The following is a 12,732-nucleotide window of genomic DNA, read 5'->3' on the forward strand; positions in this document are numbered from 1 at the left end:
ATTGACGCAAGTCACAAAACAAGTACTCTGGATGACGTAAGTCGCGCGTCAGCTGCTATTGATTTGTATCAATACTATTTCCGCTTTATGAATCTACATTGCGGTTAGCAAAAAAATGAGCTTCGCCAACATCGGCTGGGTTTCATGCACATTGAGGAGCAACTCATGTTTCAGGTTCGTATCCATGGCCGTGGCGGGCAGGGCGTGGTGACAGGTGCCGAGATGTTGTCCATCGCGGCTTTTTTGGGTGGCAAACACGCGCAGGCCTTTCCCAGCTTTGGTTCTGAGCGCACCGGCGCGCCCGTGGTGGCCTTCTGCCGCATGGATGACAAAGAAATCCGGCTACGCGAGCCCATCATGCAGCCTGACGCCATCATCATTCAGGACCCGACGCTGCTGCACCAGGTGGATGTGTTCAGTGGCCTCAAGAAAGACGGCTACATCCTGATCAACACCACACGCAGCTTCAGCGAGATGGGTCTGGAGGAGTTTGCCAAGGGCTTTCTGCCGGAGCGCCAGCTGATTGTGCCGGCCAGCGAACTGGCCATGAAACATGTGGGCCGCCCGGTGCCCAACGTGCCGTTGCTGGGGGCGTTCGCTGCTTTGGGCGGCCTGATTTCTCTGGATGCCGTGCACCGGGCGATCGACCAGAAGTTCTCAGGCGCCGTGGCCAAAGGCAACAAGGCGGCCGCCAAAGAAGCTTATGACATCGTCATGGCGCAGGAAGAAAAAGCCAAGGAGATCCACCATGCTTGAACAATGCGAAGGCTCCCATGCGGTCGCGATGGCGGTGGCGCTGAGCCGCCCTGAAGTGATTTGTGCCTACCCGATTTCACCCCAGACGCACATCGTGGAAGGCCTGGGTGAGCTGGTCAAATCCGGCGCGCTCACACCGTGCGAGTTCATCAACGTCGAGTCCGAGTTTGCGGCCCTGAGTGTGGCCATTGGGTCATCGGCTGCCGGGGCACGCTCCTACACGGCCACGGCCAGCCAGGGGCTGCTGTTCATGGCGGAAGCGGTGTACAACGCCTCGGGCCTGGGTCTGCCGATTGTGATGACGGTGGCCAACCGGGCGATTGGCGCGCCCATCAACATCTGGAACGACCACACCGACAGCATGAGCATGCGCGATGCGGGCTGGCTGCAACTGTTTGCCGAGACCAACCAGGAGGCGCTGGATTTGCACATCCAGGCGTTCCGCATTGCCGAAGAGTTGTCCCTGCCGGTGATGGTGTGCATGGACGGCTTCATCCTGACCCACGCCTACGAGCGGGTCGACATGCCCGATCAGGCGCAGGTGGACCAATTTTTGCCACCGTACGAGCCGCGCCAGGTGCTGGACCCCAGCGACCCGGTGACGATTGGCGCCATGGTCGGCCCCGAGGCGTTCACGGAGGTGCGTTACCTGGCCCACGCCAAACAGATGCAGGCGCTGGATCTGATTCCGCAGGTGGCCAATGAATTCAAGGCCATTTTTAACCGCGATTCGGGCGGGCTGATCAAGACCTACAAAACCGAGGATGCCGACACCATCGTCATCGCGCTGGGCTCGGTGCTGGGCACCATCAAGGACACAGTGGACGACCTGCGCGCGCAGGGCCACAAGGTGGGTGTGCTGGGCATCACCTCGTACCGGCCGTTTCCGATTTCTGCCATCCGCGACGCCACGGTGATGGCCGAACGTATTGTGGTGGTAGAGAAATGTTTTGCCGTGGGTATTGGTGGCATCGTCTCACGCGATGTGCGCAGCGCGGTGCGCAACCGTCCGCAACCGGTCTACACCGTGGTGGCTGGCCTGGGCGGGCGCCCCATCACCAAAGAGTCGATGAACAAACTGCTGCTGCAAGCCATGTCGGACAAGTTGGAGTTGCTCACTTTTCTGGACCTGGATTGGGCGGTGGTCAACCGGGTGCTGGACCGCGAAAAAGCCAGCCGCCGCTCGGGCCCGGTGGCTGAAGGTGTGTTGCGCGACCTGGGCACCGTGGCCTCAGGCGCAGTCTAAGAGTTTGCGGGACAGACCAAGGCTACACGCAATGAGCTTGATCTGTCCTCAACATACTGAGACCTTGCGGGACAGACCAAGGCTACACGCAGTGAGCTTGCTCTGTCCCCAACATATTAGTAGCGTGACAGACCAAGGCGACAGGCCGTGAGCCCGGACCACCGGGCGCACGTTTTGTCCCCAATTGATCAGGAGACACAGATGGAACAGTCAACCGTCAAGTTTTACCAGACCGGCACCTTCACCGTGGGCAACCGCCTGCTGGCGCCGGAGCAGCGCAGCGTGCAAGCCGGCTCGGAGCGGAAAAATTCGCTCAATTCCGGCCACCGCGCCTGCCAGGGCTGCGGCGAGGCGCTGGGTGCCCGCTACGCCATCGATGCGGCCATGGCGGCCACCAACGGCCAGTTGATCGCGGCGAACGCCACCGGCTGCCTGGAGGTGTTTTCCACCCCGTACCCCGAAACCTCGTGGCAAATCCCTTGGATCCACTCCTTGTTTGGCAACGCAGCGGCGGTGGCCACCGGCATTGCTGCCGCCATGAAAGCCAAGGGCCGCAGCGATGTGCGGGTGGTGGCGCAGGGCGGCGACGGCGGCACCACGGACATCGGTTTTGGCTGCCTCTCGGGCATGTTTGAGCGCAACGATGATGTGCTCTACATCTGCTACGACAACGAGGCCTACATGAACACCGGGGTGCAGCGCAGCAGCGCCACACCGCCCGCCGCCCGCACCGCCACCACCATGGCGGTTGGTGAACATCCGGGCAACGAGTTTGGCCAGGGCAAAAATGTGCCGCAAATTGCCATGGCGCACGAGATTCCCTATGTCGCCACAGCCACCGTGGCGGATTTGCGTGACCTGGAATACAAGGTGACCAAGGCGATGACGATCCGCGGTGCACGCTACATCCACATCTTTGTGCCCTGCCCGCTGGGCTGGGGCTCCGCCTCGCACGACACCATCAAGCTGTCACGCCTGGCGGTGGAAAGCGGGGTGTTCCCGGTGTTTGAGGCCGAACGCGGCGAGGTCACCGGCGTGCTCAAAATTCGCCGTCAGGTGCCGGTGGAAGACTATTTGCGGCCTCAAAAGCGTTTTGCCCATTTGTTTGGCAAACATCCGGATGTAGCCACACTGGCCCGGCTGCAGGGGCGGGCTGACCGCAACATCCGCCGTTTTGGCCTGCTGGAAACCAATTAGTCGGGGACAAGACCATGCAAAAACCTTTTGCCATCACGCTCGATGTCGGCAGTTCGCTGGCCAACCACACCGGCTCGTGGCGCACCTCGCGCCCGGTTTACCTGAGCCGCATGCCCCCTTGCAACCACCAGTGCCCGGCGGGTGAAAACATCCAGGCCTGGTTGTTCCACGCGGAATCCGGTGACTACGAACAGGCCTGGCGCACGCTGGTCGAAGACAACCCGTTTCCGGCGATCATGGGCCGGGTCTGTTACCACACCTGCGAAGGCGCCTGCAACCGCGGCCAGCTCGATGCGGCGGTTGGCATCAATTCGGTCGAACACTTTTTGGGCGACCAGGCGATCGCCCAGGGCTGGAAGTTTGCCGCACCTGCGGCGCCAACCGGCAAAAAAGTGCTGGTGGTCGGTGCCGGGCCGTCGGGCTTGTCGGCGGCTTATCACCTGGCGCGCCTGGGTCACGCGGTGACGGTGTTTGAGGCCGGACCGCTGCCCGGCGGGATGATGCGTTTTGGCATTCCGCAATACCGCCTGCCGCGCCAGGTGCTCGACGACGAAGTGCAGCGCATTGTGGACCTGGGGGTGGACATCCAGTACAACACCAAGGTCACCGATGTGTTGCAGGTCAAGCAGGACTTTGGCTTTGACGCGGTGTTTCTGGCCGTGGGGGCCCACATTGCCAAGCGTGCCTTCATTCCGGCGGGTGATTCGGCGCATGTGCTGGACGCGATGTCGGTGCTGCGCTCCATGGAAGGTGAAGACAAACCGCTGCTGGGCCGCAAGGTGGTGGTTTATGGCGGTGGCAACACCGCCATTGACGTGGCGCGCACCGCCAAGCGCCTCGGTGCCACCGAGTCGATCATCGTCTACCGCCGCAACCGCGAAAAAATGCCCGCGCACGACTTTGAGGTGGAAGAGGCGCTGCAGGAAGGGGTGTTGATCAAGTGGTTGTCCACCATCAAACAGGCCGGTGAGTCGTCGATCATGGTCGAAAAGATGGCACTCGACGAGAAGGGCTTTCCGCAGCCCACCGGCGAGTTTGAAACGCTGGAGGCCGATTCGGTGGTGCTGGCATTGGGTCAGGACGTGGATTTGTCCCTGATCAACAACGTGCCGGACCTGGTGGTGCAAGACGGTGTGGTGCAGGTCAATGCCCAGATGATGACCGGGCATGCCGGTATTTTTGCCGGTGGCGACATGGTGCCCGCCGAGCGCAACGTGACGGTGGCCATCGGCCATGGCAAAAAGGCAGCGCGCAATATCGACGCCTGGTTGCGCGGCGAGGCCTATGTGCCCGCGCCCAAACACAGCGTGGCCACCTTCGACAAGCTCAACACCTGGTACTACAGCGACGCACCCAAAACCATGCGCCCGATGCTCGACATCATCCGCCGCCAAAGCACGTTCGAGGAAGTGCAGGGCGGTCTGGATGAGAGCAACGCCTTGTTTGAAGCCCGGCGCTGCCTGTCTTGCGGCAACTGTTTTGAATGTGACAACTGCTACGGCGTGTGTCCGGACAACGCGGTCATCAAACTGGGGCCTGGCAAAGGCTTCGAGTTCAATTACGACTATTGCAAGGGTTGCGGCATTTGTGTGTCGGAATGCCCCTGTGGCGCCATCAAAATGGTGCCTGAAGACATCTGATCAGGCGCAAAATTCACGAGTAAGTTGCTTTGATAAGGAGTACATCATGTTCAAGCACATTCTGGTTCCCGTTGACGGTTCAAAAACATCGCAGGCAGCAGTCGGCAAGGCGATCGTGATGGCAAAGGCCTTCGACAGCACCGTCACCGTCATTTACGTGATCGACCCCTACCCGTTCACCGGGGTCGGTACTGACTTCGCCTACGGTCAGGCCGAGTATCTGAGTGCCGCCAACGCGGAAGCCAATGCCGCTGTGCACGCCGCCAAAGACAGTTTTGCGGCCGCCGGAGTCAAAGTGGAAACCTCGATCATTGAGGCACACACGGCCTGGCGCGGCATTGTCGAAGCGGGTGATTCACTGCAGGCTGATCTGATCGTGATGGGTTCACACGGACGCAGCGGTCTGGAAAAACTGGTGCTGGGCAGCGTGGCCCAAGCCGTTTTGTCACACACCAAGCTGCCCGTGCTGGTGATGCGCGACTGAGTCGGCACGACGTCTTTCAGGGTGCTCAAAGCACCTTGCTGAGGAAACGCCGGGTGCGTTCTTCCTGTGGCCGGTCAAACAGCTCGGTCGGTGTGCCTTGCTCCACGATCACACCCTCATCGATGAAGATCACCCGGTCCGCCATCTGACGGGCAAAACCCATCTCGTGGGTCACCACCACCATGGTCATGCCTTCGGTGGCCAGGGTCTGCATCACCGCCAGCACCTCGCCGACCATCTCGGGGTCGAGCGCTGAAGTGGGTTCGTCAAACAGCATGATGCGCGGCTGCATGGCCAGCGCCCGGGCAATCGCCACACGCTGCTGCTGGCCGCCCGAGAGCTGGTTGGGGTAGGCGTCGATCTTGTCGATCAGGCCCACCTTGTCCAGCAGTGCCATCGCGCGGGCCTTGGCGTCGGCCTCGCTCAAGCCACGCACCTTGGACGGCGCCAGCGTGATGTTATGTAACACCGTTTTGTGCGGAAACAGGTTGAAGCGCTGGAACACCATGCCGATGTCGGAGCGCAGGGCGTCAATATCGGTTTTGGGTTCGTGCACCGCCACACCATTCACCCAGACCTCACCACCGCTGGCGTCTTCCAGGCCGTTGAGGCAGCGCAAAAACGTGCTTTTCCCCGAGCCCGAGGGGCCGATCACACACACCACCTCTTGCGCCGCAATGCTGCAGTCGATGCCGCGCAAGACCTGCAGCGCACCAAACTGTTTGCTCAAAGATTTAACGCGAATCACCTCGTCCATAACGGGCCTCCAGTCTCTTCACCACATAGGCCAGGCCCAGGGTCAACACCCAATACATCAAAGAAATCGTCAGATACGGCTCCCAGTAGCGGGAGTAGGCGCCCGCCACCGTGCGGGCGGCGTAGGCCAGCTCGGCCAGGCCAATCGCCGAGATCAGCGACGAATCTTTCAGCAGCGAGATGGCGTTGTTGCCCAGCGGCGGCAACATGCGCCGAAACGCCTGCGGCAGCACCACGTGGTACATCGTGCGGCCATAACTCATGCCCAGCGAACGTGAGGCCTCCACCTGGCCCTTGTCGATCGACTGGATACCGGCGCGGAATATCTCGGAGATGTAGGCACCGGCATTGAGCGTCAAAGCCGCCACGCCGGACAGAAACGCACCGTAGTTCTGCTTGAGGTTTCTGGCCAGATCACCGTCGATCAGGATGCCGTCCACCGGGTTGATGAACAGCGGCAGCACCGCAAAATGCATCAGCAGAATCTGCACAAACAGCGGTGTGCCACGGAAGAAACTCACATACACCGTGGACGGCCAGCGCAGCGCAAAACGGCACAGCTGGCGCAGCGGCGCGTGGCGCGCATCGGCCACCCGCGCCAGCCCAATCGCCAGCCCCAGGGCCGTGCCCTGGATGATGCAGATCACCGTGACCAGCACGGTCATCTGCAGGCCATGCCAGAACAGCTCGGCGTACTCCGCAATGATGTCGGCGCGGAACCAGCCGAACCATAAAACTTGATCCATAAACCGCGAGGATCAGTGTTTATTGCGCGGGCAGCGCAGGTGCTTCAGCCTGGAACCACTTCTTGTAGATCTGGGCGTAGCTGCCATCGGCCTTCACAGCGGCCAGACCGGTGTTGAGCTTATCGAGTAATGCCTTGTTGCCCTGTTTCACCACAATGCCGAAATATTCCTTGGGGAAGCTGGCGTCGGCCACGGTTTTGAGGCCCTTGTGCTCTTGCACGCGGAAGGCGATCACACCGTTGTCACCCATGGCGGCGTCCAGACCGCTGTTGGCCAACTCGGCGATGACCACCGGGGTGCTCTCAAAGCGGCGGATGTCGGGGTTGGTCTTACCAAACTCGCGCGAGGTCATGTCATCCGCGGTGCTGCCGGTGACCACACCAATCTTCTTGCCAGCCAGGTCTTTCAGGCCTTTGGCGGTGCTGCTGGTGGGCACAGCAATGAGCTGACGCGCTTCAAAGTAGGGGGCGGTGAAGTCGTAAGACTGTTTGCGTTTGTCGTTGATGGTGACGCCAGAGATCACCAGGTCCACATCACCGTTGTTGAGCGCAGCAAAAATGCCGGTCCAGGGGGTGTTGACGATCTTGATCTGCAGGCCGGCCTTTTGCGCCACGGCTTTGATCATGTCGATGTCGTAACCCACAATTTCCTTGGTGGGGGTTTCATAGGCAAAAGGCCGGTAGGTGGCGCTGGAGCCCACCACCAGCTCTTTGTTTTGCGCCTGGCCCAGGCCCGGTGCGCAGAAAGCCAATGCGGTCAGTGCCAGACCGGCGATACGTTGGATACCCATGAATTCATCCTTTGAATAAAACGAACCGAAAGAAAATGGGCCGTCGGGGAGCCCTTGCACCAAGGTTCAAAAAGCCCCTGAGCCTGTGACCTGATCCCTGCCCGAGAAGACCCCTCGCGGGCTGTTGCCAAAGACCAGAGCGCGCATTCTAAAGTTAAAGAATTTGGTCTTACGCAGGTTTAACAATTCGTTCATAAAAGCGTGATTCAGAAACACACTAACAGCAGGTCGCTATGCGTCAAAACAGGTCAGCCCCTCCGTCTGGCGGACCTGGATCCGATAGGAGTTCGGCATGCGATTGTTGAGCGGTGAACAACCCAGGAAGTTTTTGCCCGCGTGGGTGCCATATGCCATGACGGCGGCACTGGTGTCGGCCCTGATCCTGGTTTGACCGGTTTCACGCGCTGATCTGAGGCCCGTCGCAGCCAGGTCGAGGCCGCCGTCACCCCCCAGAATCAGGCCCTGCTGCTGGCCGGGCAGGTGAGTACGCTGTTTGCCCGGGCCGACTCGTATGTGAGTCCACCCGCCGGATTCGCCAAGCGGGTGGCGACGCGGGTGCTGTCCCGATCATGGCCATGACGGCCAATGCCTTTGCCGAGGACCGGATGCGCTGCCTGGACGCTGGCATGAACGACGACGTGACCAAACCCGTGACCCCCGCTGCGTTGTACGAGGTCCTTGTGCGTCAATTCAGTCGCCAAGGCGGGTGAAGCGCAGCCTGGGTAGGCTTGGCTTCACTGGCCACTGTTAACCGCCGACCCGCAAACTCAACCGCATTGACCCACGTAGCCGCAGGCGGTGCAGAAATCGCAGCCGTCCTTGTGGATCACGGTGGGGTTGCCGCACTCGGGGCAGGCTTTGCCCGCCATGGTGCGGCTGGCTTCCTTGGCTTCGGGCGTGTCGAGCACACCCATGTCACGCAGTGGGAAGCCTTCTTCGTTCAGGATACCCAGCATCGCATAGCGGTGAATGATCAGGCGGGCGATGTAGGCCACGGTGGACGGCCACACTTGCTGGCGGCGCTCGTTGTTGGGCAGGCCCGGCACAAAGGCCATGAAATGACCCAGAGGTTCCGCGTAGTTCAACAACTTGCGCAGCTTCATGCCAATCCAGGCCGGGTCAATCACCCGCATGTCCAAGGAGAGCAGGCGCGCCAGGCCGTCCATGGCTTTGGGGTAGTTGCCGCTGAAGCCCACGGCACAGGGGCGGGTCACCACACCACCGTCATGGCTGGGCAGGTTCACCTCTTTCAAGGTGACCGTGAAGGATTCGCTGGTGGCTGGGTTGTCCACGTCCACCGACCAGGCCAGCGTGCCCGAGGTGCCAGTTTGCGGTTCACCACGGCTGAACATGGCGTCAATCACCGGGGTGTAGGCGGGTTTGGACTCGGGTGCGCGCAGTTTGGCGCTGGCGGCCACCTGCTCACAGCGCCAGCGGATCACCGCCGCTGTGGCGGCCACCACGCCGGGGAATTTGCGCTTTTCGCCGTGCGGCGGGAAGGGCATGTCAAAGGCGTGTTCTTCGCTTACCGTGGCCAGGGCGTCGAGTTTGAGTTGCAGCCAGGCCGGGTCGTTGGCACGCAAGTCCATCGACAGGGTTTTGGCCATGGCGCCCAGACCGCGGGGCTGGTCCGAGCCATTGACCCAGACTTCAAACGGCTGGGGTGCGCCGCCTTCTTCGGGCGAGAGTTCGCCGATGAACAAGGCAAAGTCGCCAAACGGGTGGTGCACCATGAAGGTCCAGGCCGAGTTGCCTCCCGGCAACTGCGGACGACCGGGCCAGCGCAGGCTGGACAGCACCGGTGCGGGCAGGCGGTCCAGCGCCAGGCGGTGGTTGGCACTGTCAATCTGCAACGGTTTGGCCACGGTGGGGGCGCTGGGCGTGACGCTCAGCACCGAGCCCAGCACGCTGTTAGGCCGGTAGGTGGCCAGGCCTTTGAGGCCGGATTTCCAGGCGGCTGTGTACAGGTCCTGGAAGTCTTCATAAGGGTAGTCGGCCGGCACGTTGACGGTTTTGGAAATCGCGGTGTCGATGTAGGGGGCCACCGCCGCCACCATTTCTTCATGCGCCTGGGCGCTCATTTCCAGCGCGGTCACAAACGCGGGCGTCAGGGGGGCGTTTTCACCCTTGAGGTGGCGGAACAGGCGCCAGGCGTGGTCTTCCACCGCGTATTCCTTGAAGCTGCCGTCGGGCATGCGTTTTTTGCGGGTGTAGGTCCAGCTGAAGGCGGGCTCGATGCCGTTGCTGGCGTTGTCGGCAAAAGCCAGGCTGATGGTGCCGGTGGGCGCAATCGACAGCAGGTGCGAGTTGCGCAGGCCGGTTTTGCGGATGCGGTCTTTCAGGCTGGCGGGCAGGCGCGAGGCAAAGGTCTGGCCGCTCAAAAACAGGTCAGCGTTGAACAGCGGGAAGGCGCCACGCTCTTGTGCCAGCTCGGCGGAGGCGTCATAAGCGGTGTCGCGCATCAGGATCGAGATACGTTGCGCCATGTCGCGTGCCTGCTGGGTGTCGTAACGCAGGTTCATCATCACCAGCGCGTCGCCCAGACCGGTGAAACCCAGGCCGACCCGGCGCTTGCTGGCGGCTTCTTGCTGTTGCTGGGGCAGGGGCCAGACGGTGGCTTCCAGCACGTTGTCAAGCATACGCACCGCCACCCGGGCCACGGCGGCAAAACCGGCTTCGTCAAAGCTGGCCTTGGCGCTGAAGGGTTTGCGCACAAAACGGGTCAGGTCAATCGAACCCAGGCAGCAGCAGCCATAAGGTGGCAGCGGTTGTTCGGCACACGGGTTGGTGCTGGCGATGGTTTCGCAATACGACAGGTTGTTGTCGCGGTTGATCTGGTCCAGAAACAACACGCCCGGCTCGGCGTGGTCGTAGGTGGAGCGCATGATCTGGTCCCACAGGGCGCGGGCCTTGAGCTTGCGGTAGGTCCAGATGCCGGTGTCCTTGTTTTGAAAAGCGCCTTCTTCTTTTTGCGGCACGCCGGGTTCGGCGCGGTGCACCAGGGCGAAGTCAGCATCAGCCTGCACCGCGTTCATGAACTCGTCAGTCACGCCCACCGAGATGTTGAAGTTCTTCAGGTCGCCCTTGTCCTTGGCGTGGATGAATTCCTCGATGTCCGGGTGGTCGCAGCGCAACACACCCATCTGGGCACCACGGCGGGCACCGGCCGACTCGACCGTTTCACACGAGCGGTCAAACACGCGCATGTAGCTGACCGGGCCACTGGCGGAGCTTTGGGTGCTGCCCACCCAGGCACCACGCGGGCGGATGCGCGAGAAGTCGTAGCCCACACCACCACCACGGCGCATGGTCTCGGCGGCCTCGGTCAGCGCGGTGTAGATGCCGGGGTGGCCGTCTTCCACATGGGCAATCGAGTCGCCCACGGGCTGCACAAAACAGTTGATCAGCGTGGCCGACAGGTTGGTGCCAGCGGCCGACTGGATGCGCCCGGCGGGCAGAAAGCCGGCTTGCAAGGCCTCCAGAAACTTGCCTTCCCAGAGTTTTTGCTGGTCGGGCTGTTCGACGCTGGCCAGCGCGCGCGCCACGCGTTGGTTCACGTCGGCAATGCTGCATTCGCTGCCTTTGCTGTACTTTTCGATCAGCACTTCTTCACTGATGGGTTGGGGCGGGAGTGACAGCGTGGTGTGAGCAAGCTCCGGGGTGTGCAGTGCCATAAATAGGTCCTAAAAAGTGAGCGCTGAAGATAGGGTTTAATTGACTTCCAGAGACTTTTCAGCAACGTCATCTGCTTGTCGAAATCGGTTCCAAACGCTACCTGTAGTGTTTGGGGAGGCAAATGTTACCACCTATGGTGTGTGAAATGTGTGAGCGACGGTAAGCACAGGCAACATTTCTTGGCTTGACATGTCTGCAAAACCGGGGCAGGCGTCACCCGGTCGGCATCACCTCAGCTTGCCAGCCAGCCCAGCGGATGGTGCGCCAGCGCAATCGAGATGATGGTGAGCGCGGTGGCCAGCGCCGCAACAAAAAACAGCAAGCGTGCCCGATGCGTTTTGGCGCGCTTGAGCCCGTAAGACCCCAGCACGATGTAGACCAGCAGCAACACCAGCTTGACACCGAGCCAGGTGTCGCGGGTGGGGTTGAACTGCAGCAGACCCCACAGGGTCAGTCCGGCGGCCATCAACACCGTGTCGAGTGCCACACTCAGCCAGCGCCAGCGCGCCTGCATCGGCCAGGCCTGGCGCCAGGCCACCCCCAGACCGCGTGCGGTGAACAGCGCCACGCTCAACGTGACGGCGCTGACATGCAGCGTCAGGGTGGCGCGGTAGAGCCAGGGGGCGTATTCGAGCGGGTTGGTCACGTTACATGCCGCCGATTACTGCGAGCCGTAGCCCGCGAGCTTGTGGACATCCAGGATCCGGATTTCGCGCCGGTCGATTTCGATCAGCCCTTGCTCTTCCAGCTCACGCAGCACCCGCGAAAAATACTCGGGTGTGAGCGACAAGCGGGACGCAATGGTGGCCTTGCTCACAGGCAAAGACACGGTGACCACACCCGATGGCGTATGAAGATCATGCTCTATATCCCGTAGCAAAAAACCGATCATCCGCTGCATGCCGCTTTGCAGGGCGTAACTCTCCACGTCTTGCACCAGCCCGTGCAGGCGCCGCGAGATGCCCGCCAGCATGTGCAGCGAAAACCGCGGGTCTTGCGCCACCTCCTTGAAAACGGCGTCTTTGCTCACGCGCAGCAGCAGGCTGTCGCCCAGCGCTTGCACGCTCAGAAAGGAGGGCTTCTCCAGGAACACCATGGCTTCGGCGAAACTCTGGCCGGGCCCGACGATTTCAAGCACTTTTTCCTGGCCGCTCGGCGCCACCATGAACAGTTTGACCTGACCCACGATGACGACAAAAAAGGCATCGCACGGGTCGCCGTTGCGAAACACCATCTCACCGCGGGCAAAGCGCTTGAGTTGGCAACCTTGTGCCAAACGCGCGCGCTCGTCGTTGGAGAGGTCGCTGAACAAGGGCATGACGGCCAGGTAACGTTGGATATCAAAAGTGTCTGACATGAGCTGGATACACGGTTCACCCCGAGGCTGCTGCGCAGGGGGGCGGTGTGAGGGGTAAGAGAAAGGGCGCGAACCATAACACCGA

Annotated in this window: 12 protein-coding genes; 6 read left to right on the plus strand and 6 right to left on the minus strand. The window is 61.4% G+C overall.

Going from position 1 to position 12,732, the window contains the following annotated elements; all coding sequences use genetic code 11:
- The first annotated feature begins 165 nt into the window (after nucleotides 1-165).
- From LHU53_RS18230 to LHU53_RS18250, 5 genes are all read left to right on the plus strand, one after another.
- On the plus strand, nucleotides 166-756 hold the full coding sequence (locus LHU53_RS18230) for a 2-oxoacid:acceptor oxidoreductase family protein (RefSeq protein ID WP_227334209.1): 591 nt from the start codon (nucleotides 166-168) through the stop codon (nucleotides 754-756).
- Complete coding sequence (locus tag LHU53_RS18235) at nucleotides 749-2,002, plus strand: transketolase C-terminal domain-containing protein (RefSeq protein WP_227334210.1); 1,254 nt, start codon at nucleotides 749-751, stop codon at nucleotides 2,000-2,002. The genes LHU53_RS18230 and LHU53_RS18235 overlap by 8 nt, the downstream gene beginning before the upstream one ends.
- Nucleotides 2,003-2,203: 201 nt before the next feature.
- Entirely contained in the window at nucleotides 2,204-3,199 is a 996-nt protein-coding gene (locus LHU53_RS18240; protein ID WP_227334211.1) for a thiamine pyrophosphate-dependent enzyme, read from the plus strand.
- A 14-nt stretch (nucleotides 3,200-3,213) separates the two neighbouring features.
- Nucleotides 3,214-4,839, plus strand: a complete 1,626-nt coding sequence (locus LHU53_RS18245; RefSeq protein WP_227334212.1) for an NAD(P)-binding protein — start codon at nucleotides 3,214-3,216, stop codon at nucleotides 4,837-4,839.
- A gap of 46 nt (nucleotides 4,840-4,885) precedes the next feature.
- Complete coding sequence (locus tag LHU53_RS18250; protein ID WP_227334213.1) at nucleotides 4,886-5,323, plus strand: universal stress protein; 438 nt, start codon at nucleotides 4,886-4,888, stop codon at nucleotides 5,321-5,323.
- Between the two features lie 25 nt (nucleotides 5,324-5,348).
- Here LHU53_RS18250 and LHU53_RS18255 read toward each other — a convergent pair whose 3' ends face one another.
- Genes LHU53_RS18255 through LHU53_RS18265 form a run of 3 tightly spaced genes read right to left on the minus strand, consistent with a single transcriptional unit; the run spans nucleotide 5,349 to nucleotide 7,615 of the window.
- The gene (locus LHU53_RS18255) at nucleotides 5,349-6,080 is read right to left on the minus strand and encodes an amino acid ABC transporter ATP-binding protein (RefSeq protein ID WP_255632103.1); all 732 of its coding nucleotides are present in this window, start codon (nucleotides 6,078-6,080) and stop codon (nucleotides 5,349-5,351) included.
- Nucleotides 6,058-6,825, minus strand: coding sequence for an amino acid ABC transporter permease (locus LHU53_RS18260; RefSeq protein ID WP_078366346.1), 768 nt, complete (start codon nucleotides 6,823-6,825; stop codon nucleotides 6,058-6,060). The genes LHU53_RS18255 and LHU53_RS18260 overlap by 23 nt, the downstream gene beginning before the upstream one ends.
- A 19-nt stretch (nucleotides 6,826-6,844) precedes the next feature.
- On the minus strand, nucleotides 6,845-7,615 hold the full coding sequence (locus LHU53_RS18265) for a basic amino acid ABC transporter substrate-binding protein (RefSeq protein WP_227334214.1): 771 nt from the start codon (nucleotides 7,613-7,615) through the stop codon (nucleotides 6,845-6,847).
- A 575-nt stretch (nucleotides 7,616-8,190) separates the two neighbouring features.
- Here LHU53_RS18265 and LHU53_RS19775 point away from each other — a divergent pair.
- Nucleotides 8,191-8,325, plus strand: coding sequence for a hypothetical protein (locus tag LHU53_RS19775; RefSeq protein WP_255632104.1), 135 nt, complete (start codon nucleotides 8,191-8,193; stop codon nucleotides 8,323-8,325).
- 57 nt (nucleotides 8,326-8,382) lie between these two features.
- On the opposite strand, the gene LHU53_RS18270 is transcribed toward LHU53_RS19775, so the two are convergent.
- From LHU53_RS18270 to LHU53_RS18280, 3 genes are all read right to left on the minus strand, one after another.
- Nucleotides 8,383-11,289: an adenosylcobalamin-dependent ribonucleoside-diphosphate reductase gene (locus LHU53_RS18270; RefSeq protein ID WP_227334215.1), complete on the minus strand. Its 2,907-nt coding sequence runs from the start codon at nucleotides 11,287-11,289 to the stop codon at nucleotides 8,383-8,385.
- Nucleotides 11,290-11,522: 233 nt separating this feature from the next.
- A complete protein-coding gene (locus LHU53_RS18275; RefSeq protein WP_227334216.1) occupies nucleotides 11,523-11,936 on the minus strand; it encodes a SirB2 family protein in 414 nt (137 codons plus the stop codon).
- A gap of 15 nt (nucleotides 11,937-11,951) precedes the next feature.
- Entirely contained in the window at nucleotides 11,952-12,647 is a 696-nt protein-coding gene (locus LHU53_RS18280) for a Crp/Fnr family transcriptional regulator (RefSeq protein WP_227334217.1), read from the minus strand.
- Nucleotides 12,648-12,732 lie beyond the last annotated feature (85 nt).

The sequence above is a fragment of the Rhodoferax sp. U2-2l genome (assembly GCF_020594515.1).
GTDB lineage: Bacteria > Pseudomonadota > Gammaproteobacteria > Burkholderiales > Burkholderiaceae_C > Rhodoferax.

What these genes read in the sequence shown, in the direction of transcription:
- LHU53_RS18240 (WP_227334211.1), top strand. Translation starts at nt 2,204, where the DNA reads ATGGAACAGTCAACCGTCAAGTTTTACCAGACCGGCACCTTCACCGTG.
- LHU53_RS18235 (WP_227334210.1), top strand. Translation starts at nt 749, where the DNA reads ATGCTTGAACAATGCGAAGGCTCCCATGCGGTCGCGATGGCGGTGGCG.
- LHU53_RS18260 (WP_078366346.1), bottom strand. Translation starts at nt 6,825, where the DNA reads ATGGATCAAGTTTTATGGTTCGGCTGGTTCCGCGCCGACATCATTGCG.
- LHU53_RS19775 (WP_255632104.1), top strand. Translation starts at nt 8,191, where the DNA reads ATGACGGCCAATGCCTTTGCCGAGGACCGGATGCGCTGCCTGGACGCT.
- LHU53_RS18270 (WP_227334215.1), bottom strand. Translation starts at nt 11,289, where the DNA reads ATGGCACTGCACACCCCGGAGCTTGCTCACACCACGCTGTCACTCCCG.
- LHU53_RS18230 (WP_227334209.1), top strand. Translation starts at nt 166, where the DNA reads ATGTTTCAGGTTCGTATCCATGGCCGTGGCGGGCAGGGCGTGGTGACA.
- LHU53_RS18250 (WP_227334213.1), top strand. Translation starts at nt 4,886, where the DNA reads ATGTTCAAGCACATTCTGGTTCCCGTTGACGGTTCAAAAACATCGCAG.
- LHU53_RS18245 (WP_227334212.1), top strand. Translation starts at nt 3,214, where the DNA reads ATGCAAAAACCTTTTGCCATCACGCTCGATGTCGGCAGTTCGCTGGCC.
- LHU53_RS18280 (WP_227334217.1), bottom strand. Translation starts at nt 12,647, where the DNA reads ATGTCAGACACTTTTGATATCCAACGTTACCTGGCCGTCATGCCCTTG.
- LHU53_RS18265 (WP_227334214.1), bottom strand. Translation starts at nt 7,615, where the DNA reads ATGGGTATCCAACGTATCGCCGGTCTGGCACTGACCGCATTGGCTTTC.
- LHU53_RS18255 (WP_255632103.1), bottom strand. Translation starts at nt 6,080, where the DNA reads ATGGACGAGGTGATTCGCGTTAAATCTTTGAGCAAACAGTTTGGTGCG.